The organism is Streptomyces sp. NPDC051218 (assembly GCF_044455475.1).
Taxonomy (GTDB): domain Bacteria; phylum Actinomycetota; class Actinomycetes; order Streptomycetales; family Streptomycetaceae; genus Streptomyces.
Map to the genome: position 1 here is coordinate 540445 of NZ_JBITEU010000001.1, position 24318 is coordinate 564762.

Annotated in this window: 21 protein-coding genes; 14 read left to right on the forward strand and 7 right to left on the reverse strand. The window is 70.6% G+C overall.

What is annotated here, in order from left to right:
* Nucleotides 1–8 precede the first annotated feature (8 nt).
* A complete protein-coding gene (locus ACIBCK_RS02505) occupies nt 9–1043 on the forward strand; it encodes a LacI family DNA-binding transcriptional regulator (RefSeq protein ID WP_399386222.1) in 1035 nt (344 codons plus the stop codon).
* A 75-nt stretch (nt 1044–1118) separates the two neighbouring features.
* Nucleotides 1119–2009, forward strand: coding sequence for a phosphatase PAP2 family protein (locus tag ACIBCK_RS02510; RefSeq protein WP_399386223.1), 891 nt, complete (start codon nt 1119–1121; stop codon nt 2007–2009).
* 21 nt (nt 2010–2030) lie between these two features.
* On the opposite strand, the gene ACIBCK_RS02515 is transcribed toward ACIBCK_RS02510, so the two are convergent.
* Entirely contained in the window at nt 2031–3611 is a 1581-nt protein-coding gene (locus ACIBCK_RS02515; protein WP_399386224.1) for an amidohydrolase, read from the reverse strand.
* A gap of 215 nt (nt 3612–3826) precedes the next feature.
* Entirely contained in the window at nt 3827–5275 is a 1449-nt protein-coding gene (locus tag ACIBCK_RS02520; RefSeq protein WP_399386225.1) for an APC family permease, read from the reverse strand.
* Between the two features lie 434 nt (nt 5276–5709).
* Between ACIBCK_RS02520 and ACIBCK_RS02525 the strand changes: the two genes are divergently transcribed.
* Entirely contained in the window at nt 5710–6336 is a 627-nt protein-coding gene (locus ACIBCK_RS02525) for a TetR/AcrR family transcriptional regulator (protein ID WP_399386226.1), read from the forward strand.
* On the opposite strand, the gene ACIBCK_RS02530 is transcribed toward ACIBCK_RS02525, so the two are convergent.
* Nucleotides 6324–9335, reverse strand: coding sequence for a bifunctional [glutamine synthetase] adenylyltransferase/[glutamine synthetase]-adenylyl-L-tyrosine phosphorylase (locus ACIBCK_RS02530; protein ID WP_399386227.1), 3012 nt, complete (start codon nt 9333–9335; stop codon nt 6324–6326). The two genes, ACIBCK_RS02525 and ACIBCK_RS02530, sit on opposite strands and share 13 nt — an antisense overlap.
* A gap of 118 nt (nt 9336–9453) precedes the next feature.
* Between ACIBCK_RS02530 and ACIBCK_RS02535 the strand changes: the two genes are divergently transcribed.
* From ACIBCK_RS02535 to ACIBCK_RS02545, 3 genes are read left to right on the forward strand one after another with little or no spacing between them, the layout of a single operon-like run.
* The gene (locus ACIBCK_RS02535; RefSeq protein ID WP_399386228.1) at nt 9454–9966 is read left to right on the forward strand and encodes a pyridoxamine 5'-phosphate oxidase family protein; all 513 of its coding nucleotides are present in this window, start codon (nt 9454–9456) and stop codon (nt 9964–9966) included.
* Nucleotides 9967–10024: 58 nt separating this feature from the next.
* Nucleotides 10025–10456, forward strand: coding sequence for a VOC family protein (locus tag ACIBCK_RS02540; protein ID WP_399386229.1), 432 nt, complete (start codon nt 10025–10027; stop codon nt 10454–10456).
* Between the two features lie 55 nt (nt 10457–10511).
* On the forward strand, nt 10512–10946 hold the full coding sequence (locus ACIBCK_RS02545; RefSeq protein ID WP_367041241.1) for a VOC family protein: 435 nt from the start codon (nt 10512–10514) through the stop codon (nt 10944–10946).
* Between the two features lie 150 nt (nt 10947–11096).
* On the opposite strand, the gene ACIBCK_RS02550 is transcribed toward ACIBCK_RS02545, so the two are convergent.
* A complete protein-coding gene (locus ACIBCK_RS02550) occupies nt 11097–12458 on the reverse strand; it encodes a glutamine synthetase family protein (RefSeq protein WP_190081258.1) in 1362 nt (453 codons plus the stop codon).
* A 295-nt stretch (nt 12459–12753) separates the two neighbouring features.
* Between ACIBCK_RS02550 and ACIBCK_RS02555 the strand changes: the two genes are divergently transcribed.
* Nucleotides 12754–13419 (forward strand): DUF3105 domain-containing protein, encoded by a 666-nt coding sequence (locus tag ACIBCK_RS02555; protein ID WP_399386230.1) that lies wholly within the window; start codon nt 12754–12756, stop codon nt 13417–13419.
* Complete coding sequence (locus ACIBCK_RS02560; protein ID WP_399386231.1) at nt 13416–14039, forward strand: DUF305 domain-containing protein; 624 nt, start codon at nt 13416–13418, stop codon at nt 14037–14039. Before ACIBCK_RS02555 ends, ACIBCK_RS02560 begins: the two co-directional genes overlap by 4 nt.
* Before the next feature lie 126 nt (nt 14040–14165).
* Here ACIBCK_RS02560 and ACIBCK_RS02565 read toward each other — a convergent pair whose 3' ends face one another.
* Nucleotides 14166–15137 (reverse strand): hydroxyacid dehydrogenase, encoded by a 972-nt coding sequence (locus ACIBCK_RS02565; RefSeq protein WP_399387198.1) that lies wholly within the window; start codon nt 15135–15137, stop codon nt 14166–14168.
* Nucleotides 15138–15494: 357 nt separating this feature from the next.
* Between ACIBCK_RS02565 and ACIBCK_RS02570 the strand changes: the two genes are divergently transcribed.
* The 4 genes from ACIBCK_RS02570 (at nt 15495) to ACIBCK_RS02585 (ending at nt 20214) form a co-directional block, all read left to right on the forward strand.
* Nucleotides 15495–16349, forward strand: a complete 855-nt coding sequence (locus ACIBCK_RS02570; protein ID WP_363208375.1) for an ABC transporter permease subunit — start codon at nt 15495–15497, stop codon at nt 16347–16349.
* 89 nt (nt 16350–16438) lie between these two features.
* Complete coding sequence (locus ACIBCK_RS02575) at nt 16439–17302, forward strand: carbohydrate ABC transporter permease (RefSeq protein WP_399387199.1); 864 nt, start codon at nt 16439–16441, stop codon at nt 17300–17302.
* Between the two features lie 49 nt (nt 17303–17351).
* Nucleotides 17352–18989, forward strand: coding sequence for a sugar ABC transporter substrate-binding protein (locus ACIBCK_RS02580; protein WP_399386232.1), 1638 nt, complete (start codon nt 17352–17354; stop codon nt 18987–18989).
* A gap of 160 nt (nt 18990–19149) precedes the next feature.
* Complete coding sequence (locus ACIBCK_RS02585) at nt 19150–20214, forward strand: LacI family DNA-binding transcriptional regulator (RefSeq protein ID WP_399386233.1); 1065 nt, start codon at nt 19150–19152, stop codon at nt 20212–20214.
* A gap of 62 nt (nt 20215–20276) precedes the next feature.
* Here the strand turns inward: ACIBCK_RS02585 and ACIBCK_RS02590 are convergent, their stop codons facing one another.
* Both ACIBCK_RS02590 and ACIBCK_RS02595 read right to left on the reverse strand, forming a co-directional pair.
* Nucleotides 20277–21083, reverse strand: a complete 807-nt coding sequence (locus tag ACIBCK_RS02590; protein ID WP_399386234.1) for an alpha/beta fold hydrolase — start codon at nt 21081–21083, stop codon at nt 20277–20279.
* Nucleotides 21080–21778, reverse strand: a complete 699-nt coding sequence (locus tag ACIBCK_RS02595) for a DUF998 domain-containing protein (RefSeq protein WP_399387201.1) — start codon at nt 21776–21778, stop codon at nt 21080–21082. Before ACIBCK_RS02595 ends, ACIBCK_RS02590 begins: the two co-directional genes overlap by 4 nt.
* 185 nt (nt 21779–21963) lie before the next feature.
* On the opposite strand from ACIBCK_RS02595, the gene ACIBCK_RS02600 reads away from it, so the two are divergent.
* On the forward strand, nt 21964–22419 hold the full coding sequence (locus ACIBCK_RS02600) for a DUF6153 family protein (protein WP_399387203.1): 456 nt from the start codon (nt 21964–21966) through the stop codon (nt 22417–22419).
* Nucleotides 22420–22553: 134 nt separating this feature from the next.
* The gene (locus tag ACIBCK_RS02605; protein ID WP_399386235.1) at nt 22554–24221 is read left to right on the forward strand and encodes a multicopper oxidase family protein; all 1668 of its coding nucleotides are present in this window, start codon (nt 22554–22556) and stop codon (nt 24219–24221) included.
* Nucleotides 24222–24318 lie beyond the last annotated feature (97 nt).

The following is a 24318-nucleotide window of genomic DNA, read 5'->3' on the forward strand; positions in this document are numbered from 1 at the left end:
CCAATCCTGTGACCGCGCGACTGGCCGACATCGCAGCGCAGGCGGGGGTCAGCGAGGCGACGGTCAGCCGGGTGCTCAACGGCAAGCCCGGAGTCGCCGGGGCCACCCGCCAGTCAGTGCTTGCCGCACTCGACGTGCTCGGCTACGAACGCCCGGTGCGGCTGCGCCGACGCAGCGCCGGCCTCATCGGGCTGATCACGCCGGAGCTCGAGAACCCGATATTCCCCGCGCTCGCCCAGGTCATCGGCCAGGCCCTGACCCGGCAGGGCTACACGCCCGTCCTCGCCACCCAGACGCCGGGCGGCTCCACGGAGGACGAGCTGACGGAGATGCTCGTGGACCGCGGCGTCAGCGGCATCATCTTCGTCTCCGGCCTGCACGCGGACACCTCCGCCGACACGCAGCGCTACGAACAGCTGCGGGCACAGGGTGTGCCGTTCGTGCTCGTCGACGGCTTCTCCCCCAAGGTGCAGGCGCCCTTCATCTCGCCGGACGACCGGGCCGCGATGCGCCTCGCGGTGACCCACCTCGTCTCCCTGGGTCATACACGGATCGGGCTCGCCCTGGGCCCCAAGCGGTTCGTGCCCGTACAGCGGAAGATCGAGGGCTTCGTGCGCACCGTGCAGGACCAGCTGGCACTGTCCCCCGAGGAGATCGAGTCGGAGTTCGTCCAGCATTCGCTGTACACGCTGGAGGGCGGGCAGGCCGCGGCGTCCGCGCTCCTGGACCGCGGCTGCACGGCTGTGGTGTGCGCCAGCGACATGATGGCCCTGGGGGCGATACGGACGGCGCGGCAGCGCGGATTCGAGGTCCCGGACGACATCTCCGTGGTGGGATTCGACGATTCCCCGCTGATCGCGTTCACCGATCCGCCCCTGACCACGGTGCGTAAACCCGTGCCCTCGATGGGGCAGGCGGCGGTGCGTACACTCCTCGAGGAGATCGGCGGCACCCCCGCCCCGCACAGCGAATTCGTCTTCATGCCGGAGCTGGTGGTTCGGGGTTCAACGGCTTCTGCCCCTCGGGGACGCGCTCGTCCGTAGGGCGTAGAGAATGCGACCTGAACCAGACCTTGGGATGATCGGTCGGAGGGTCGGTATCTGGCAGACTCTGTGCCTATGGGTGAGATGACTGTGACGACACTGGAAGGCCAGCAGCGGCCCACCACATCACCCATCGCGGGCGAGCACGAGGACCGCAATGGGCGGATTTTCCTGCGCCGTCTTCGCACCCCCCGACGTCCCAGGCTCTGGTTCGAGATCCTGCTGATCGCGTTGAGTTACTGGACGTACTCCCTGATCCGCAACGCCGTACCGGAACAGAAGTCGCAGGCCCTGCGCAACGCCGACTGGATCTGGCGGGCGGAGCAGCATCTCGGAATCGCCGTGGAGGAGAGCGTCAACCACGCGGTGAATTCGGTGACATGGCTCATCGTCGGCATGAACTACTACTACGCGACGCTGCACTTCGTGGTGACGCTCGGCGTCCTGGTCTGGCTGTTCCGATGGCATCCGGGGCGTTACGCGGCCACGCGCATGGTGCTCTTCGCGACGACGGGGGTGGCCCTCCTCGGCTACTACCTGTATCCGCTCGCACCCCCGCGCCTGATGAACGGCCACGATTTCATCGACACGGTCCTGGTCCACCAGACCTGGGGCTCGATGGCATCCGGCGACCTCAAGCACATGTCGAACCAGTACGCGGCGATGCCGTCCATGCACATCGGCTGGTCCCTGTGGTGCGGTCTGACGATCTTCGCCCTGGCCTCGGTGCCGTGGGTGAAGGTGCTCGGCCTGCTCTACCCCACGGCGACCCTGATCGTCATCGTGGCCACCGCCAACCACTTCTGGCTGGACGCGGTGGGCGGCATGATCTGCCTGGCGTTCGGCTTCGCGGTGGCCTGGGCCTGGTACGGGACGATGCCGCACAGGCTGCCGCGTGAGGTGGCGTCGCGCGAGGACCGGGCTCCGCTCCTGCCGGCCAAGGTCAGGGCGCGGTTCAGGGCCTGAGGCGAGCCCGGTCGCCGGCTGTCACGGGTGACGGTGGGTGATGTGCCCTCCGGACACGGTGAGCCGGATCGCCGCCTGCGCCACCTCGTCGGCGGGGGCCTGCACGGGGTCGAGCCCGAAGGCGGTGAGGTCGGCCCGGAACCCGGGCGCGATGCGCCCCGCGACGTCGGAGTCTCCGGCGGCGATCGCCGCGTGCGAGGTGCAGCCCTCCAGGGCCTGGAGTCCGGTCAGCCCCTGTGCCTGCCCCGCCGCTCCACGGGGCGCTCGCGCGGTGGCCAGGACCTCACGGGCGTCGTAGTGCGCGATGGGCCAGTCGGAGCCAAGTGCCACGACAGCGCCCGCATCCCGCAGATCCCGGGTCCGCCAGGCCCGCGCGGCCCGCTCGTCCCCCAGCCGCCTGGACCACTCGTCGCTGTGGTCGGCGCGTGTGTACGCGGTGTGCGGCGGCTGCATCGAGGCGATCACGCCCAGCTCCGCGAAGCGCGGGACCGTGTCGTCCGGGACGGTCTCGATGTGCTCGATCCGGTGCGCCAGACGGCCTCCGGGGCCCAGTGAGGCCACGGTGTCGAGCACGTGCCGTACGGCGGCGTCCCCGATGGCGTGGGTCGCCGTGCGCACGCCGGCCGCGTGCAGGTGCCGCACGGCGTCGGCGTAGGCCTCCGGGTCCGGCCAGAAGGCGTCGGTGCCCTGCCCGTGGCAGTCCGCGTGCTCCAGCCAGGCGGTGCCGCCCTCGACGGTGCCGTCCATGAAGAACTTGACCCCGCCGACCCGCCAGTGCCGGCCCGCGCGCGACTGCAGGGCGATCAGCTCGGCCAGGCCCTCCGCGTCGACGCCGGGCATGCACCAGGGGGCGAGCCGCAGCCGGAGGGGAAGGTGCGTCTCGCTCTCGACCCCGCCGAGCAGTCCGGGTACGTCGTCGCCGCCGAGGTCCATGACATGGGCGCCGGTAAGACCCGTGGCCGCCATCGCGGAGAGCAGCTCGACGAGGCGGGTGCGGCGCTGGGCGCGGGAGGGCCGGGGCAAGACGGGGGTGAGGAGGTCCATGGCGGCGTGCTCGATGAGGTGGCCGGTGGGGCGCCCTTCGTCGTCACAGACGACGGTGGCGCGCTGGGCGAAGGAGCGGGGCCCTTCGACGCCCGCGGCGCGGAGGGCGGCGGCGTTGGCCAGGGCGGAGTGCCCGTCGTAGAGGCGGATGAAGGCGGGTGCGCCGTCGAGGGCGTCCTCGATGAGTTCACGGTGCACCGGCCGCCCGCCGAAGACGTTGTGGTCGAGCCCCCAGGCGATGACCCACCCGTCGACGCGGTCTGCTGTGCGCAGGGCGGCGCGGAGCTGGTCGAGGTCGGCTACGGCGGAGAGGTCGAGCCCGGTCGCCATCTCCAAGCCCCACACGGGGTGACTGTGGGAGTCGACGAGGCCGGGGGTGAGGGTGGCTCCGCCGAGGTGGACGGTTTCGGTGCGGGGGCCTTGCCAGTCGCGTACGTCTGCTTCGTCGCCGACCGCCGCGATGTGTCCTTCGCGGACGGCGAGGGCGGTGGCTTGGGGGTTCGTGGGGTCGAGGGTGCGGATGTGGGCGCCGGTGAGGATGAGGTCGGCGGGGGGCACGGGGAACTCCGTTCGGGTGCGGGTGGGTAGGAACGTGTTGCGCGGGGGCCTTGGTTGCCGTCATCACCGGCTTCGCCGAGTTCGTCCTCAAACGCCGGACGGGCTGATTGGTTCAGCCCCTCCGGCGTTTGAGGAGCGGGGGTCTGGGGGCGGAGCCCCCTGCGCGGCGGAGCCGCCAATAGATGCAGCCGGGAAGGGGCGGGGTTGGGGACTGATCAGTTCGGCTCGTCGGCAAAGCCCTCGTACACCTCAGGCCGGCGGCGGCGCAGCCACAGCGCCAGGGCAAGCCCGAGGACGAACACCGCAGGCGCGACCCCCACCAGGATGGTGTTGACGAAGGAGCTCGCGCCCGTGAAGACGTCTATGTGCGTGGCGACCAGGACCAGCGCCACGCTCAACAGCACCGTCGCCACCCCCGGCGCGACCACCGTCCGCAGCACACCCTCCCCATGGCTGATCCGACGGAAGTAGCAGGGTACGGCGACCGCAGCGATCAGCTGGAGCGCCAACAGGCCTATCATCCCTGGGGTGTTGACCCACAGCAGCAGCTGATCATAAGGATCCGCGCCCGCCGCAGCGAAGGCGAGCACCACCCCCGCCCCAAGGACCGTCTGCGCCGCCCCCGCAACATACGGCGACCGATGCCGCCCGTGCACACGCCCGAGCACCTTCGGCAACACCCCCTCCTCCGCGAGCCCGAGCCCGTACCGGTTGATCGCGTTGTGGAAGGCGAGGAGCGAGGCCAGCACGCTCGTCACGATCAGCACGTGCATCAAGTCGGCTGCCCAGCCGCCCACATACGTCGTGATGGCGGAGAAGAAGAGGCCCGCCGGGTCCGACCCGGCCGCCTCCACCACCCGCTCGTCACCGAAGGCCTGGATCACGGTCCAGACGACGAAGGCGTAGAAGAGCCCGAGGAACGCCACCGCGATGTACGTCGCGCGCGGCACCGTACGGTCCGGATTCCGCGCCTCACGCCGGTAGATGACGGTCGACTCGAAGCCGGTGAACGCGGCGAAGGCGAAGGCCAGGACGGCGGCCGTGCCGGGGACGAAGACGTTCCCGGGGGCGAAGCCGTCCAGGCTCAGCCCTTCCGGGCCGCCTCCCTTGATGAGGACGCCGGCCGCGAGCAGCACCAGGATGCCCGTCTCGGCGACGAGGAGCACGCCGAGCAGTTTCGCGCCGAAGTCGATCGAGCGGTAGCCGGCGTACCAGATCAGGAGCAGCCCGGCGAGGGACACCGGTAGCCAGGGGATGTCCGCGCCGAACAGGGCGAGGGCGGTGTCCTGGGTGGCGGTGCCGAGGAGGCCGTAGACGCCTATCTCCATGCCGTTGTAGCCCAGCATGGCGAGCAGCGCGGCGGCGATCCCGGCGGGGCGGCCGAGGCCGCGCGTGATGTACGCGTAGAAGGCGCCGCCGCTGCGGACGTGGCGGCTCATCGCGGTGAACCCGACGGCGAACACGGCGAGCGTGATCCCGGCGAGCAGATAGCCGACGGGCGCGCCGATGCCGCCCAGGGAGATGGCGATGGGGGCGACGCCCGCCATGACGGTGAGTGGGGCGGCGGCGGAGATGACGAAGAAGGCGATGTCGGCGGTGCCGAGGGAGCCGCCGCGGAGCGTGGGGCCGGTTTCGGCGGGCGGGGTCGGGGTGGTCACGGACATGCGGAGGAGAAGCCCTTCTGCGGCAGGCGGGCAGGCGGGGGCAGGGACCACGGCGGTGGGGAGTAGTAACCGCCGGACCCCGAAACCTAAAGGCTTTCGGTTTCCGCAATGTAGCCTCCGGCATGGGCACACGGGAAGACCCTGGCTTCGGGAAGGGCCTGGTGCGGGGAGGCCTGAAGCCGAGGGGGGCCTGAGGCCGGGGAGGTTTGCGGCCGGGCAGACCTGGGGCCGGGGAGGCCTGGAGCCGGGCAGACCCGAGGCCCTCAGACCTGGAGCCGCGCAGACCTCACGCCGGTCCGACCTGGGTCGGTGAGACCCTGGGCCGAGCCGACGTCACGCCGGGCAGACCTGGACCAGTGAGACCCTGACTCCGGTGAGACCCTGGCTCCCGGGAGACCCTGGCTCCCCGGAGACTTGGTGAGGGGACTGGAATCATGGGACGGCCGCGCACACCCCTGCTCGACCGGGAGCGCATCACCACCACCGCGCTTGCCCTCGTCGACGAGAAGGGCGACTTCAGCGTCCCGCAGATCGCCAAGCGCCTCGGCGCGCAGACCGGTTCCGTCTACCACCACGTGGACGGCCGCGACGGCATCGTGGAACTGCTGCGCGAGCGCGTGTGCGAGGCGATCGACCCCGGCACCCTTGACCCGCGACGCCCCTGGGACGCGTCGATGTCCGCCTGGGCGCGCTCCTACCGCGCCGCCTTCGCGGCCCATCCCAGGGTCATCCCGCTCCTGATGACCTCACCGGTGCGCGCGCCCCGCGTGCTCGAGCAGTACGAGTGCGCGGTGACGCTCCTGATCGACGCGGGGTTCGGCCTCGCCGACGTCATGCCGGTGATCATCGCCCTGGAGAACCTGGTGCTCGGCTCGGCCCTCGACCTGGCGGCGCCCGAGGCCATGTGGGAGCTGCCGGACGAGGCGTCGACGCCCGCCCTCGCGCGGGCCCTTGACGCGACGCCCCCGGGCCGGGCCGACCGTGCCTTCGAGCTGGCGCTCACGGGGTTCCTCGCCCATGCGCGGACCCTGCTCGTCCACCGGGCGCCCTACGCCCCGTAGAACCGCTCCTCCATCACGGCCCGCGCCCTGCGCGTGGTCCGCCGGTAGTCGTCCAGCATGTCCCCCACGTGCCCGGGGTCGTAGCCCAAGTACCGTCCCACCGCCGCCAGTTCACGGCCATCCGAGGGGAACGTGTCCCCCGCCCTGCCGCGTACCAGCATCACCGCGTTGCGCACCCGCGCGGCCAGGACCCACGCCTCGTCCAGGATCGCCGCGTCCTCGGTCGGGATCAGCTCGGCCGCGCAGGCCGCGGCGAGCGCCTCGCGGGTGCGGGTCGTACGCAGGCCCGGTTCGACCCACCCATGGGTCAACTGCATGAGCTGGACGGTCCATTCGACGTCCGAGAGACCGCCGCGCCCCAGCTTGGTGTGCAGGGTGGGGTCGGCGCCGCGCGGCATGCGTTCCGCCTCCATGCGCGCCTTCAGGCGGCGGATCTCGCGGACGGCGTCGTCGCCGAGACCCTCCGCCGGGTAACGCAGCGGGTCGACGAGGTCGATGAAGGCGCGGCCCAACTCGGCGTCCCCGGCGACCGGTTCGGCACGGAGCAGTGCCTGGGACTCCCAGACCAGTGACCAGCGGCGGTAGTAGGCCTCGTACGAGGCGAGGGTCCGCACCAGCGGGCCGCTCTTGCCCTCCGGGCGCAGATCCGCGTCGATCAGCAACGGCGGGTCGGAGCTGGGCAGTTGGAGGAGCCTGCGCATCTCGGAGACCACCTGCGAGGCCGCCTTCGCCGCCTCGTGCTCGCCGACGCCCTCGCGCGGCTCGTGGACGAAGAGGACGTCCGCGTCCGAGCCGTAGCCCAGTTCGTGGCCGCCGAAGCGGCCCATGCCGATCACCGCGAACCGCACCGGCAGCGTATCGCCCCAGCCCTCGCGGACCACCGCGCGCAGCGTCCCCGCGATCGTGACCGCCGTGAGGTCGGAGACCGCGTCGCCCACCCGGTCGAGCAGCGCGCCGGGATCGGCCGCCACGGGGCTCTCCTCGGTGCCGTACGAGCCGATGATGTCCGCCGCCGTCGTGCGGAACAGCTCGCGGCGGCGGACGCCTCGCGCCGCCGTCACGGCCTGTTCGGCGCCGTCCGCGCGGCCCACCGCGGCCAAAGCCTCCTGCTCCAGGTGGGCGTGGTCGCGCGGTTCGAGGCCACGCTGGTCGCCGAGCAGGGCCACCGCTTCGGGGGCACGCAGCAGCAGGTCGGGGGCCAGGCGCCCGGCGGACAGGACGCGGGCGAGATTCTCCGCCGCGGCGCCCTCGTCGCGCAGGAGCCTCAGATACCAGGGGGTCTTGCCCAGGGCGTCCGACACCTTGCGGAAGTTCAGGAGGCCCGCGTCGGGGTCCGCCGAGTCCGCGAACCAGCCCAGGAGTACGGGGAGCAGGGTGCGCTGGATGGCCGCCTTGCGGGTGACGCCGGACGCGAGGGCCTCCAGATGACGCAGGGCCGCGGCGGGGTCGTGGTAGCCGAGGGCCACCAGACGTTCACGCGCGGCCTCCGTGCTCAACCGGGTCTCTACGGGGGCGAGTTGAGCCACGGCATCGAGGAGCGGGCGGTAGAACAGCTTCTCGTGCAGGCGGCGCACGACCGAGGTGTGCCGCTTCAGCGCGCGGTTCAGCTCGGTGATCGGCTCCGTGCGCATGCCCAGGGAGCGGCCGATGCGCCGCAGGTCGGCGTCGTCCTCGGGGATCAGGTGGGTACGCCGCATCTTGAACAGCTGGATGCGGTGCTCCAGGGAGCGCAGGAAGCGGTAGGCGTCGTCGAGCTGTACCGCGTCCACGCGCCCCACATAGCCGCCGGCGGCGAGCGCCTCCAGGGCCGCGAGGGTCGAACCGCTGCGGATCGAGGTGTCGCCGCGCCCGTGCACCAACTGCAGGAGCTGGACGGCGAATTCGACGTCCCGCAGCCCGCCTGGCCCCAGCTTCAGCTCGCGGTCGACCTCGCCCGCCGGGATGTTCTCCACGACGCGGCGGCGCATCTTCTGCACGTCGGGCACGAAGTTCTCGCGCTCGGCTGCCTGCCAGACGAGGGGCGCGAGAGTGTCCACGTACTCCTGGCCGAGGTCCAGGTCCCCGGCCACCGGGCGGGCCTTGAGCAGCGCCTGGAACTCCCAGGTCTTGGCCCAGCGTTGGTAGTAGGCGAGGTGGCTGCTGAGGGTGCGCACGAGGGGGCCGTTGCGGCCCTCGGGGCGGAGATTGGCGTCGACCGGCCAGATCGTGCCCTCGACCGTCGTCTCCGAGCAGATACGCATCATGTGCGAGGCGAGCCGGGTCGCGGCCTGGATCGCCTTGCCCTCGTCGGCGGTGCCCGTGCCACCCGGACCCTCCGCGGGCTCGCCCACGAAGATGACGTCGACGTCCGACACGTAATTCAGCTCGTGGCCACCGCACTTGCCCATCGCGATGACGGCGAGCCTGCACTGCGCGGCGTCCTCGGGCGCCGCCTGCTCGGCCATGGAGAGCGCGGCACGCAGGGTCGCCGTCGCCAGGTCCGCGAGCTCGGCGGCGGCCTCGGCCAGGTCCGTCGTGCCGCAGACGTCCCTGGCCGCTATGGCGAGCAGGCAGCGGCGGTAGGAGACACGCAGCGAAACGGGGTCGGTGGCGTCGGCGAGGCCGCGCTCGAACTCCTCGACGCCGGGGTGCAGGTCGGCCAGTTCGTACGTGACCAGGGCCCGCCAGTCGCGGGGATGCCGGGCCAGGTGGTCGGCGAGGGCCTCGGAGGCGCCGAGCACACCGAGCAGCCGGTCGCGCAGCGGCTTGGCGCTGACCAGGGTGTCGAGCAGCTCCCGGCGGCCGTTCTCATCGGGCTGCCCCTCGACCAGGCGTACGAGGCCGAGGAGCGCCAGGTCCGGGTCGGCGGCGGCGCCGAGGGCGTCAAGAAGCACCGGGTCGGTCCGCACCGCTGACAGCTCAGGGGCGCCCAGGAGCCGCTCGGCGGCGGACGGATCCGTGAAGCCATGCCGCAGCAGCCGCGTGAACGTACTGCTTCTGCGCCCTTGCGGCACCGTCATCCTCGCGCCTCCGTTCGATCACTCCTGGCCCGAGCCTACGGCCTGACCGATGAGTTCTGCCCGCGTGCGGAGTCCATCCTTGGACGGGAGCATTGGTGTCGGCGTCAGGAGGCGGACCATGCCGAGCAAGGAACCGCGTACGGAACTGGATTCCCGGTACAGCAGTGCCGGGGCGACCGCGACCCCGTGGGCGGACGCCGTGCGGCAGCTCAAGGCGGCCGAGCTCTTCTGGATCACTTCCGTACGCCCCGACGGACGCCCGCACGTCACACCCCTGCCCGCGGTCTGGCTGGACGGCGCCCTGCACTTCTGCACGGGCCCCGAGGAGCGCAAGGCACGGAACGTGGCGGACAACCCCGAGGTCGTGCTGACCACCGGCGTCAACCGCTGGGACAAGGGGCACGACATGGTCGTCGAGGGCACCGCGGTCCGCATCACCGACGAGGACAGGCTGCGGCGCCTGGCGGCGGCGTGGGAGGAGAAGTACGGCAGGTTCTGGCACTACGAGGTGCGGGACGGCTGCTTCCACCACGGGGCGGGCCACGCGTACGTCTTCGAGGTGGCACCCCGCACCGCCTTCGGCTTCGGCAAGGGCGAGCCGTTCAGCCAGACGCGCTGGCGCTTCACGTGAGACCCGGAGACGGCCGCGGAGACGGACACGGACACGGACACCCCGAGGAGACCACCTGATGGACTGGACACTCGAAGTGGTGACGATCCCCGTCGCCGACATGGACCGCGCCAAGGACTTCTACGAGCACAAGTGCGGCTTCAAGGCGGACCTGGACAGCACGGTCGCCCCCGGCATCCGCATCATCCAGTTCACCCCGCCCGGCTCACGCTGCTCGTTCGCCATGATGACCGGCATGCCGCCCGCTCCCGGCACCTCGGAGATGACACCGGGCTCGCAGCACGGCCTGCAGCTGTGCGTCACGGACATCGTGGCCGCGCGGGCCGAGCTCGCGGAGCGCGGCGTGGACGTGACGCCCGTACTGCACGTGGGCCCCGACGGCTGGGCCGAGGGAACGGGTGAAACCTGGAACGGCTTCTGCTTCTTCAAGGATCCGGACGGCAACGGCTGGGCGGTGCAGGAGGCCCCGAGTCCGCTTTCGGAGCGGTGACACGGGGTGCGGCGTTCGCGCTGACAGGGCCATCGCGCCCTGATGTACTCGGCCCATGGAATACACACTCGAGGTGATCCCGCTCCCCGTCAGTGACGTCGACCGGGCCATGGAGTTCTACCGCGACAAGCTGGGCTTCCACGTGGACATCGACCAGGAGGTCATGCCGGGCATGCGCATCGTCCAGCTGACCCCGCCGGGGTCCGGCTGTTCCATCGCCCTCGCCGACACCCTCTGGGACACGATGGACGGCCCGACCCCGGCCCCCGGTTCCTACCAGGGCCTGCAACTGTGCGTCGCCGACGCGAAGACCGCCCACGCCGAGCTGACCGCACGCGGCCTCGACGTCTCGGAGCCGGTGGCGCATGCGCCGCAGGACGGCGGCACGTTCATGTACTTCAAGGACCCCGATGGCAATGGCTGGGCCATCCAGGAGTATCGCGTCCGGGCGACGACATCACTGCGGGACGCGATCGTCAGCGCCCTCTAGGGGCGCGGGGCTGCATCGATTCGCGGCTCCGCCGCGGGGCGCGCTCAGCGCGCGAAGAGCCGCATTCGCGTCTGCCGGGTTGCTCGGCAGAAGCGACTGCGGCTCTTTTGTGGTTGCTCGCGCAGTTCCCCGCGCCCCTAACGGGGCGCTTTACAGCACCGGCAGGTTCTTCCTCAGCTCGAAGGCCGTGACCTCGCTGCGGTACTCCTCCCACTCCTGCTTCTTGTTGCGCAGGAAGAAGTCGTACACATGCTCGCCGAGCGTCTCGGCGACCAGTTCCGACCGCTCCATCAGAGCAATCGCCTCGCCCAGGTTCTGCGGCAGCGGCTCGATGCCCATCGCGCGGCGTTCCGCGTCCGAGAGGGCCCAGACGTCGTCGTCGGCGCCCGGCGGGAGTTCGTAACCCTCCTCGATGCCCTTGAGGCCCGCGGCGAGCAGGACCGCGTACGTCAGGTACGGGTTCGCGCCCGAGTCGATCGAGCGGACCTCCACCCGCGCCGAGCCGGTCTTGCCGGGCTTGTACATCGGGACACGGATCAGCGCCGAGCGGTTGTTGTGGCCCCAGCAGATGTACGAGGGTGCCTCGCCCCCCGCGCCCGCCGTGCGCTCCGAGCCGCCCCAGATGCGCTTGTAGGAGTTCACCCACTGGTTGGTGACCGCGGAGATCTCGGCGGCGTGCTTCAGGAGGCCGGCGATGAAGGAGCGGCCCACCTTGGAAAGCTGGTACTCGGAGCCGGACTCGTAGAAGGCGTTGCGGTCGCCCTCGAAGAGGGAGAGGTGCGTGTGCATGCCCGAGCCCGGGTGTTCGGAGAACGGTTTCGGCATGAAGGTCGCGTTGACCCCCTGCTCCAGCGCGACCTGCTTCATGACCAGACGGAACGTCATGATGTTGTCGGCCGTGGACAGCGCGTCCGCGTACCGCAGGTCGATCTCCTGCTGGCCCGGCGCGCCCTCGTGGTGGCTGAACTCGACCGAGATGCCCATCGATTCGAGCATCGTGATGGCCTGGCGGCGGAAGTCCATCCCGACGTTCTGCGGGGTGTGGTCGAAGTAGCCGGAGTTGTCGGCGGGGGTGGGCCGCGAGCCGTCAAGCGGCTTGTCCTTCAGGAGGAAGAACTCGATCTCGGGGTGGGTGTAGAAGGTGAACCCGAGGTCGGAGGTCTTCGCCAGGGCGCGCTTGAGGACGAAGCGGGGGTCCGCGAAGGACGGGGAGCCGTCCGGCATGAGGATGTCGCAGAACATGCGGGCGGTGCCGGGGGCCTCCGCGCGCCAGGGCAGGACCTGGAACGTCGACGGGTCAGGCTTGGCGATCATGTCCGACTCGTACACCCGGGCGAATCCCTCGATCGCCGAGCCGTCGAAGCCGATGCCCTCGTCGAAGGCCTGCTCCAGCTCGGCCGGAGCCACCGCGACCGATTTCAGGAAGCCGAGGACATCCGTGAACCACAGGCGTACGAACCGGATGTCGCGCTCCTCCAGTGTCCGGAGCACGAATTCCTGCTGCTTGTCCATCTTCCGCTTCCACCCATCCTTGCTGGTCAGGCCGTCTGCGTCCGCACTGTTCCCAGACCTGGGGACGCATCGGGGCACCTGAGCATCCCACCACACCGTTTCGAGCACGTTGCGGGCCATGCGCCGCCCTGTGCCCATAGTGCCTGCTGATCGGCGCGGCCGTAACAGCGGGCGGCCCGGTCTGCCCCTACAGCCCGCCGCGCTCGCCCATTACGATCAGCGAACCGCTCCATCATGTTCCGCCCCGCGCGTCCCACCCTTTCCGTCGTATCTCCGCATCGCCGAAGGACACAACATGGGTTCCGCCAAGAACACGAGCAGCTCGTCCCGCAAGGCCCGGATAGATGAGATGCGCCGGGCGGAGCGCGCACGCGACCGCCGTGGCCGCGTCATCACGATCACGCTGAGCGCGGTGGTGGTCGCCGCGCTCGCCGTGGGCGGTGTCGTCCTCTTCCAGCAGGCCGACGACGACTCCGGCACGGCCGCCGACGGGAACGCCACGCCGAAGTTCGAGACGACCGCGGACGGCGAGAAGGTATGGGACGCCAAGAAGCTGGGCCGTACGCACGTCACCAAGGACGTCAGTTACGCGATGACCCCGCCGGTGGGCGGCGACCACGACCAGGTGTGGATGAACTGCAACGGCGACGTCTACAAGGACGAGATCCCGGAGCGCCACGCCGTGCACTCGCTGGAGCACGGCGCTGTCTGGGTGACGTACAACGACAAGGCGAAGGCCGCTGACCTGAAGAAGCTGGAACAGAAGGTCAAGCAGACGCCGTACTCGCTGATGAGTCCGGTCAAGGACCAGAAGGATCCGGTCATGCTGACGGCCTGGGGCCACCAGCGCACGGTGACCGGCGCGTCCGACCCGAAGGCCGCCTCCTTCTTCTCCACGTACGTCCAGGGCAAGCAGACCCCTGAGCCGGGGGCCGCCTGCACGGGCGGCAAGGCCCAGTGAGGCGACGCACCTGCTGGGTGGTCGGGGCCGTCGCGACGGCTGTCGTGGCCGGCGGCGGGATCACCGTCGCGGTCGCCTCGTCGGACGGCTCGTCCTCCGTGTCATCCCCCTCCACGGAGTCGGCCGACGCGGGCTTCGCCCGGGACATGGCGACACATCACCAGCAGGCCGTGGAGATGTCGTACATCGTGCGCGACCGCACGAAGGACGAGGAGATCCGCCGCCTCGCGTACGACATCGCACAGACCCAGGCGAACCAGCGGGGCATGCTGCTCGGCTGGCTCGACCTGTGGGAGCTGCCCAAGGTGCCCGAGCGCGCTCCGATGGAGTGGATGGGCATGGGCGACATGCCGCCGGGCGAGGACGGCGCCCTGATGCCGGGGATGGCGACGAACACCGAGCTCAAGGAGCTCGGAAAGCTGCCGGGGCGGGCTGCTGAGGTGCGCTATCTGCAGCTGATGATCAAGCACCACAAGGGCGGGGTCCATATGGCCGAGGGGTGCGTCGACCGGTGCGAGGTGGGGGCCGAGGTGCGGCTCGCGCGGGGGATGGTGGAGTCGCAGGAGTCGGAGATCGAGCTGATGACGGACTTGCTGAAGGCGCGAGGCGCCAAGCCGTGACGGCTGCGCGCGAGCCTTGCGCACCGTTCGTCACCGGCTTCGCCGAGTTCCTCCTCGAACGCCGGACGGGCTGAATCCCCTGCCCTGCCGAATCTCCTGCCCTACCGGCCCCGGGGGGGGCAGCCCCTAGGCCAGCCGGGACAACTCCTCCCGCCGAAGCTGCCCCCGCAAAGGCGCCCCCGCCAGAAACCTCTCCACCTCCCCCACCGCGAACTCCCCGAGCCTGCGCACCTCGCTCCCCTGCGCCCCCGCGACATGCGGGGTGACAAGGACGTTCGGGAGCGTGAGCAGGGGGTGGCCGGGCGGCAGCGGTTCGGGGTCCGTCACGTCCAGGAAGGCGTCGAGGCGCCCCGCCCCGCACTCCCTGGCCAGCGCCTCCGTGTCGACCAGTGAGCCGCGCGCGGTGTTGATGACGGTGCCCCCGTCGGGGATCAGTTTCAGCATCTCCTCGCTCACCATGCCCCGCGTCTCGGGGAGTTGGGGCGCGTGGACGCTGACGATCGAGCTGCTGCGGCACAGTTCCGAGAGGTCGACGAGCTCCACTCCGAGCCCGGCCGCCTCCTCCCTCGTGACGTACGGATCGGTGAGCAGCACGCGCAGCCGGGCGTCGGACGCGCGCAGCCCGGCGATGACCCCCCGTCCGATGCGGGACGCGCCGATGATGCCGACGGTGCGGGCGTCGGCGCCCGTCCGCTCGGCGAAGGGCGGCCACCCGGCCGCGTAGCCCGCCGCGGTCGACAGCGCGCCCTTCGCCGCGAAGGTGATCGCGGCGAGCGTGTAGGCCACGACGGGCCCGGCGTTGGCGTCGGCCGCCGATGAGACCACCACGCCCCGGTCCCACAGCGCGTCCGTGACCACGGGTTTCACCGATCCGGCCGCATGCACGAGGGCCCGGAGCCGCGGGGCGTGGGCCAGGATCTCCGCCGAGATGGGCGGGCAGTTCCAGCCGGTGACCAGGATCTGCGTGTCGGCGAGCACCGCGCGCGCGTCCGCTCCGGTGAGCGAGCCGGTGAGCAGGCCGGGCGCCAACTCCACGCTCCGGGCGAGCCGTTCCCGGAGGTCGGGGGCGAACACCCGGTCCACCACGTCGGCGCTCATGGCGAGCACCGCGTTCGGCCGGCCTGTCAACTCTGCCTGGTCTGCCACGCGTGACCATCCCTCGTAGTAACCGGTTACCCAACAGCGCCTGGAGGCTAGGCCGAAGTCGGGACGGCGGTCAAGAGATCGCGGGGCCAAGGGGGTTGACCGGGGTTAGTAACCGCTTTAGATTCCGGTCACCTTGTTTCACCTTGTTCCGACAACGGAGGGGCTGCCGTGTCAGCGGTGACGAAGGAACGGACGGAAACCGAGGCGGTGAAGCCGCCCGGCGAGCGCAGTAACCGGCCAAATGGCAACAAACTCAAGCGTGATGAGCGATGGAAACGGTTTCGCTCCTCGCGGACCCTCCTGTTGCTCATGGTTCCGGGAGTCGCGTACTTCCTGGTGTTCCACTACGGCGCGTTCATCGGGAACGCCGTCGCCTTCAAGGAGTACGTCCCCTTCGACGGCCTCTGGGCCAGCCCCTGGGTCGGCCTCGAGAACTTCGACCGGATGTTCGGCGATCCGGACTTCTGGCACGCGACCTGGAACACGCTCTTCCTCGCGGTGCTCCAGTTGGTCTTCTTCTTCCCGGTCCCGCTCGGCCTGGCCCTGCTCCTGCACAGCCTGACCTCGGACCTGACGCGGCGCTTCGTGCAGTCGGTGGTCTATCTGCCGCACTTCCTGTCGTGGGTCATCGTCGTCGCCCTGTTCCAGCAGGTGCTCGCCGACACCGGGCTGCTCAACTCCGTGCTCGGGCAGGCGGGTCTGCACTCCGTCGACATCATCGGCAACCCGGACGCCTACCCGGCGCTCGTCGTCGCGCAGGTCGTCTGGAAGGACGCCGGCTGGGGCACGATCATCTTCCTCGCCGCGCTGATGCAGGTGGACGAGCAGCAGTACGAGGCCGCCGCCATCGACGGGGCGGGGCCCTGGCGCCGCTTCTGGCACGTGACGCTGCCGTCGATCCGTCCGGTCGTCATCCTGCTGCTGATCATGCGGCTCGGCGACATCCTCTCCGTCGGCTTCGAACAGATGCTGCTGCAACGCCAGTCGGTGGGACCCGAGGCCGGTGAGGTGCTCGACACCTTCGTCTTCTGGCAGGGCATCGTCGGCGGCGACACCGGATATGCCGCGGCGGCGGGCCTGTTCAAGGGCGTGGTCGGCGCGATTCTCGTCTTCGCGGCCAACAAGGTCGCCCATCGCCTCGGCGAGCAGGGGGTCTACAAGTGAGCACGAGCACGAAAACCGCCGCCGCCGCGATACGCCCCGGGCGGCCTGCGCGTCGCGCCCGCCCCGCACGCCCCCCGCGCCCCTCCTGGATGGAGAAGCCGAAGCCGGTCACCCAGGTGGCCAAGGCCCTGGCGATCGTCACCATCCTGGTCATGGTCTTCGTACCGTTCCTGGTGATCGTCTCGACGTCGTTCGCCTCCAACCGCGAGGTCATCGCCAACGGCGGCTGGGTCCTGTGGCCCACGCATCCGACCCTGCGCGCCTACGAGCAGGTCTTCGCGGGCGGCATCGTCACCAAGGCCCTCGGCGTCAGCGCCGGCGTCACGATCATCGGCACGCTCGCCTCGCTCGCGTGCACGACGTTCCTCGCGTACGCGCTGAGCCGCCCCAAGGTGTACGGCGGGAAGCCGATCCTGCTGATCGTCCTGTTCACGTTCCTTTTCCCGCCCGGCATGATCCCCGCGTTCCTGCTCGTCAAGGGCATGGGGATGCTGGAGAGTTACAGCGCGCTGATCGTGCCCGTCCTCATCAACGTCTTCAATCTGGTCGTCCTGCGCGGCTTCTTCCAGGGCGTTCCCGAGGAGCTGTACGAGGCGGCGCGCCTCGACGGCGCGAACGACTGGCAGATCCTGTGGCGGGTCGTACTGCCGCTCTCCAAGGCGGCCCTCGCGGTGGTCGGCCTCTTCTACGCGGTGAGTTACTGGAACGCCTGGTTCCACGCCTCGATCTATCTGAACTCCGACCACTGGCCGCTCCAACAGGTCCTGCGTACGTACGTCATGGGCGGCTCGCAGATCGCGGACACCGGCCTGAGCGACGCCGCGAACGTCTCGGCCCCGCAGACGATGCAGATGGCCGTCCTGGTGATCGCCACCGTGCCGATCCTGATCGTCTACCCCTTCCTGCAGAAGTACTTCACCAAGGGCGTGCTCACGGGCGCCATCAAGAGCTGAGCCAACTTCCCTGCACCTCCGAAAGGTTGACACTGTGTCCGGTTCCTCGATGTCGCGTCGTACGCTGCTGCGCTCCATAGCCGTCGGCGGGGCCGCGGTCGCCGCCCCCTCCCTGCTCACCGCCTGCTCCACCGATTCGAGCGGCGGCGGTTCGGTCAGCAACGCCAACAAGAAGGCGACGCCCTGGCCCACGTACACCCCCGCCAAGGGCCCCACCCCCGACCTCGCGCCCAGCAGCGAGGGCGTGCAGCCCGGGTTCACCAAGTACCCGCAGAAGCTCGTCGCCGCGACGGCCGAGAAGCCGGGCACCGGCAAGCAGAAGATCAAGGTCATGACCATCACCTACGGCACCCCGCCGAAGCCGGTCGGATCGAACAAGTACTGGCAGGCCATGAATGAGGCCCTCGGTGTCGAGGTCGAGTTCTCCGTGGTGCCGGACGCGGACTTCCGCTCCAAGATGTCCACCCTGATGTCCGGCGACGACCTGCCCGACATGATCAACTTCGGTGGTGGTTATGTGCTGCCGCGCGAGTCGCAGTTCGTGAAGTCGCGGTGCGCCGACCTCTCGGAGCACCTCTCCGGAGACGCGGTCAAGGACTACCCGAACCTCGCCAACATCCCCACGTACGCCTGGGAGGGCATGGGCCGCGTCTCCGGCGGCATCTACGGCCTGCCGGTGGAGCGCGCCAAGGTGCACGGCGCGATGTTCATCAACAAGGAGGCCTTCGCGGACGCGGGCTACAAGCCGGGCATGGCGGCGGCCGACTTCCAGGCGATGGCGCGTGAGGCCTCGCGGAACAAGAAGTCGGCGCTCGGCGCCTCGTCGGTCGGCTTCTTCGGTTACCTCTACCACGCCATGTGGCACGGTGCGCCGAACCAGTGGCAGATCAAGAACGGCAAGGTCACCGACATGTTCGGGACGGACGAGTTCAGGGCCGCCCTGGAGTACATGTCCAAGATGCGCAAGGCGGGCTCGTACAACTCCGACGCCACCTCGATCTCCCAGGTCGACCTCAAGACGCAGTTCTACAACGGCACGGTCCGCTCGATGACGGACGGCTGGGGCGCGGTCATCTCCAACGCACAGGGCATCAAGAACGAGTTCACGCTCGACGCCGCCGTGCCGTACGTGGTCGAGGGCGCGACGCCCGTCTACCAGCAGAACCGCGGCTGCTTCGGCTACACCGTCATCAAGAAGGCCTCCAAGGACCGCGTCAAGCTGATGCTGCGGGTCCTGGACTGGCTGGCGTCGCCGTTCGGCTCCAAGGAGTACGAGCTGATGCACTCGGGCGTGGAGGGCACACACTTCAAGTACGACAAGAGCGGCGACCCGATCCCCACCTCGCTCGGCCTGGTGGAGAACAAGACGAACCTCCCCTTCGCCTACCTCATGGACGCGCCGCAGCCGCTGTACTTCCCGGGCTACCCCGACCTCACCAAGCGGCTGCACACGTGGGAGAAGGCGGTGGTGCCCCACCTGGTCCGTGACGATCACTGGGGCCTGATGTCGGACACGTACAACCGGCAGGGCGCGTCCATGCAGCAGGTGATCGAGGACGGTGTCACCGCGATCGTCTCCGGCCGCAAGAAGCTGTCCGACTGGGACGCCGTCTACAAGAAGTGGCAGACACAGGGCGGCGAGAAGGCACGCGAGGAGTTCGCGAAGGAGTACGAGGCCGCGCACTGATCCGGTGGCGGACGCGGGATGATGGTCCGGGGCGGGGCTGCCGTGGGGGCAACGCCGCCCCGGACGCCGCTACTTGAGGCCGGCGGCGCTGCGTGACGCGTGCGGTGCTTACCCGACGCGGATACTGCCAGGTGCGGTTACTGCTAGATGAGGAGACACAGTGGGCGAACGGGTCACCATCCGCGATGTGGCGGCGCGGGCGGGCGTCTCGGTCGCGACCGTCTCGCGGGTCCTCGCGGGCAACTACCCGACGTCGACGGCGTCGCGGGCGAAGGTGCTGCGGGCCGTCAAGGACCTCGACTACGTCGCCAACGCGCACGCGCGCGCGTTGGCGGGCGCGGGGCGCAAGACGATCGCTGTGCTCATGTTCGACGTGGTGAGCTCCTTCTACGCGAACGTCGCGCAGGGCGTGGAGCTGGAGGCCGCCCAGCGGGGCAGGCTCACGCTGGTCGCGTCGACGAACAGTGACCCGGCGCGGGAGCTCGCCCTGGTGCAGATGATGCGCGAACAGGCCGCCGAGGCGGTGGTGTTGGTGGGCGGGGTCGTCGAGGACGACGAGTACCGCGAGCGGATGGCGCGGTACGCGCAGGCGCTCGCCGCGGCGGGCTCACGGCTCGTCCTGTGCGGGCGTCCGGCGCCGGCGCCGGACGTGCCCGCGCTGGTCGTCGAGTACGACAACGAGGCGGGCGCGTACGCGATCACGAGCCACCTGCTGGGCGCGGGCCACCGCAAGATAGCCCTGATCGGCTACCAGCCGGGCCACACCACGGGCGAGGACCGTGTCACCGGCTACCTGCGGGCGCTCGCCGACCACGGGGTGCCCCGCGAGGAGGCGATCCTGCACGGCATCGGCTTCGGACAGAACCACGGTTACGAGGCGATCATGGACCTTCTCAAGAAGGCTGACGGTAAGCCGGACTTCACGGCGGTGTTCGCTGGTGACGACAGGGTGGCGGCGGCCACGGTGATCGCTTTGCGGGAGTACGGGCTGCGGGTGCCGGATGACATCTCGGTGGTCGGCTACAACGACGACCCGGTGGCCGCGGACATCACTCCCGGCCTGACGACCGTGCACATCCCCGCGGAGGAAATGGGCCGGACGGCGGTCCGCCTCGCTCTGGCGGGGGCGCCTCGGGCTGGCCAGGAGAGGCATCTGCTGGGGACGCACATCGTGATCCGCGAGAGCGTACGGGGCCTCCGCCAGCGCGGGGCCACCACTCCCTAGCGCCCCGGCGGCATCCCCTGAACCGCCGCTGCGCGGCGGCCCTCTCCCACCCACCCACCCGATCACCCCGCAGTGCCCAGCAACACCTCCGCCACGTCACCGGGACGGTCCCGCATCACCAGGTGCCCCGAAGGGCAGGCCACACGGAACGCCGCCCCGAGCTCGGCGGCCAACCGCCGCTGACGCAGGAGCCACTTCGGCGAGCCCTGTACGTACCCGGCGAGGACCGTCACCGGGAGGCCCTCCCGCAAGGGAAACTCCGCCCGGAAGGCGGTGAGTTCCTTTGCGGTGTCGGTGTACGTCGCGTACTCCAGTAGTGCCCCCTGCCAGACACGGCTCGCCCCGTACACCTGCCTCACCGCCCCTGCATCGCCGCCCCGCACCACCACCCTCCGCAGCGCGGGCCCCACCGCCCGCGGCAGCCCCACCCCGCCCAGTACCGCCCCGCTCGCCCGAGCCGCCCCTACCCGTACCCCGCGCGGGGCCCTCCCCCTCGGTCGCTCCTCGGTGCTGGAGTCGACAAGGACCAGGCCCACCGTGCGCTCCGGGAAGAGGCGGGCGAACGCCTCGCAGTGGAAGCCCGCCAGGGAGTGGCCGGCCACGGTGGCACGGCCGGGGAGGCGGAGTGCGTCCAGGAGTTGTGCGATCCGCTCGGCCTCGCCCGCAAGCGTGGGCGCCACGCGCGCGTGCCCGCTCAGGCCCGACCCCGGCCGGTCGAAGCGGACCACCGTGCGCCACGGGGCGAGGCGCTCCACCACCGCGTCCCAGTCGAACCACGCGAGCCCTAGACCCGCACTCAGCACGCACACCGGCCCGCTCCCCGTCACCTCCACGTGGTGCGGAACTCCCCCGATCCGTACGAAACTCATCCGCGCCGCACCACCGCACGCGCGAGCAGCCCGAGCCACACCGCGATCAGCAGCACCTGCAACCGCTGCCCTACCCCGAGACCCCACGTGCCGAGCCCCGCGTCAAAGGCGGCGACGGCGGCCAAGGTCCAGGCGGTGGCGGCCAGTTCGAGGAGGGTCAGGAGGAGGGTGGAGGAGGATGCGCGGGAGAGCAGGGAACCGTGCCTGCGCGCCGCCAGCGTCAGCGCCACCATCCCCACCAGCGCCCCCGTCACAGCGACACTGCTGCTCACCGCATGCGCCGTGTGCGCCGCGGGCACGAGCCCCGCACCCTCCCTGGCCACGCACGCCGCATCAGCCGTCGGCGCGCAGCTCAGCGGCAACCGGGAGTCGACCGCGGTGGCCGCCCCGAACAGGGCGAGCCCCGCCCACCCCACGACCGTGCCCCACCGACGCGGCAGCCACCGCAGCGCGCCCACCGCGCCCGCGAGGACCAGGAGCCCGGCGGTCAGGTCGGTCGTGCGGAACAGCGTGCCGTACGGCTGGTCCCGGGCCGCGAGTTCGCTGACGTACGAACTCAGCGGCGAGAGCCCCGTACCGAGGAAGGGTTCGATGAGCCACATGCTGTAGGCGAGCGCGCCGAGTACCAGGAGGGCCGAGACGGCGCCGGTACGAGCGCGGGCGGGACGGGGCGCCGTCGGTGGTGAGGTCGGCACGGCGGGGCGGACGGCGCTAGTCGGCGACGACACGCGTGTCCCCCGATGAGGGCCGCGCGCGCTCAGCGCGTGGAGCGGTTCGCACCGTTTTGTGCGTATTCATCATGAGGTCATGATCAGCGCAGTGCCGGGGGCCCGCATGTCGCGCGATACCCGCCGGGGGTAAGGTTTCGCCCGTGGTGGCCATGAAGAGATCAGCGCTCGGCGGCAGGCAGCTCCTGCTGCTCGCCGCGCTGCTCTTCGGCATCGTGACGATGCATACGCTGGGCCATCCGACAGGGCACTCGCCGTCCGGCCCCGCGACGGGCCACCACTCGTCGAGCCCTGCGACGGATCACTCGGCGACGGACCGCCCGACGACGACCCACCACAAGACGAACCACTCGGCGACGGTTCACTCGACGCCAGATCACGCGGCAAGCCAGTCGTCCGGCGTCGGCATGGGCGGGATGGACCCGCTCTCCGTCTGCCTGGCCGTCCTCGCCGCACTCACCCTCGTACTGCTCCTGAAGGCGGTCCTGCTGCGGCCCGGCGGCTTCACCGTCCCCGCCCGTGCACCCGCCCGGCTGCTCGACGGGCTGCGGCCCAATCCGCCGCCGCCCCGCATACTCCTGTCCCACCTCTCGGTGCTGCGCATTTAGGCCGACGCACCGGCTGCTTCACGCTGCCCGCGCACGGGCTGGTCCTCGATGGGAACCTCCGGGCGCCGAGCGGTGTATCAGAAGCAGCAGATGCGCCCATCTGCACGCACCACTACGACGAGGTGTACTCAGCCATGCGCACTCAACCCCTGCGCACCCCTTCGCGCCGCGCGCTGCTCGGCGCCGCGACCGCCGTCGCCGGTTCGGGAATCCTGACGGCCTGTGCCGGCTCCGACTCCGGCTCCTCCGGCTCCTCCGGCTCCTCCAAATCCTCCGGTCACGCCGGCCACGGCAGCGGCTCAGAAGCCGAGGCCGGCCCCGAGGGCTATGTCGACCCGTCCGGCGAGGAAGTCGCTGCCGCGGAGAAGAAGCGAGCCGGCGGCGGCTCGGTCCGCGCGGTGAAGCTCACCGCCATGACGGCCGAGCTCGACCTCGGCGGCCGCACGGTCAAGACCTGGGCGTACGGCGACCGGCTCCCCGGCAAGGAAGTCCGCGTCACCGCGGGCGACACCCTCGCCCTCACGCTCGCCAACCACCTCCCCCAGGCCACGTCCCTGCACTGGCACGGCCTCGCCCTGCGCAACGACATGGACGGCGTTCCCGGCCTCACCCAGAAGAGCATCAAGCCGGGCGCCGACTTCACCTACCGCTTCGCGGTGCCGCACCCGGGGACGTACTGGTTCCATCCCCACTCGGGCACCCAGCAGGACCGCGGTCTGTACGCCCCACTGATCGTCGATGACCCCAAGGAGCCCTTGGAGTACGACAAGGAGTGGGTCGTCGTCCTGGACGACTGGGTCGACGGGGTGGACGGCTCCACCCCGGACTCCGTGCTCGCCGAACTCAGCAAGGGCATGGGCGGCCACGAGGGTGAGGGCTCGGGCGGCATGGACCACGGCGGCCACGACATGTCGAACATGTCGCTGCGGGCAGCCGCGTCCCCGAAGCCCACCCCGGCCGCCCCCGGCCCCTCCCGCATGATGATGGGCGCCAGGAGCGACCTGCTGGGCGGCGACGCGGGCGACGTGGCCTACCCGCACTATCTGATCAACGGCCGCACCGCGGACGCCCCTTCCTCCTTCAAGGCCCGCCCCGGCGACCGCATTCGCCTGCGCATCATCAACGCGGGCGGCGACACGGCCTTCCGGGTGGCGCTCGGCGGCCACGAGATGACGGTGACGCACACGGACGGCTTCCCGGTGGAACACGCGAAGACGGACGCGCTGCTGCTCGGCATGGGCGAGCGCTATGACGTCCTGGTCACCGCCAAGGACGGCGCGTTCCCACTGACCGCGGCGGCCGAGGGAAAGAAGGCGGCAGCCCTGGCCGTCCTGCGCACGGGAGGCGGCGCGGCGCCCACCCCCTCGACCCGCCCCAGGGAGCTGAAGGGCCGCCTCCTGACGGCGGACAAGCTGCGTGCGGCCCGCTCGGTGGCCCTGCCGTCCCGCAAGCCGGACCGTACGATCAGGCTCCAACTGACCGGCGGCATGGCGAAGTACGACTGGGCCTTCGACAAGAAGCCCTACTCCCCCGATCGCCGCCACCCGGTCCGCGCGGGCGAGCGCGTCCGCCTGGTCTTCGCCAACTCGACGACGATGTGGCACCCGATCCACCTGCACGGCCACACGTTCACCCTGGCGAACACGCCGAACGGCCCCCGCAAGGACACCGCGATCCTGTTGCCGAACGGCACGCTGGCGGTGGACTTCGACGCCGACAACCCGGGCCTGTGGATGATCCACTGCCACAACGTCTATCACTCGGAGGCAGGAATGATGACGGTCCTGGGCTACCGCAACTGACCGCCCTCGGCCACCGCGGCTGACCGGCGGTCTCCCCGTGGGGCACCCCCAGTGGAGTGCCCCACACCCGCCCCACAAGGCATCGCGTCGCTCTGAC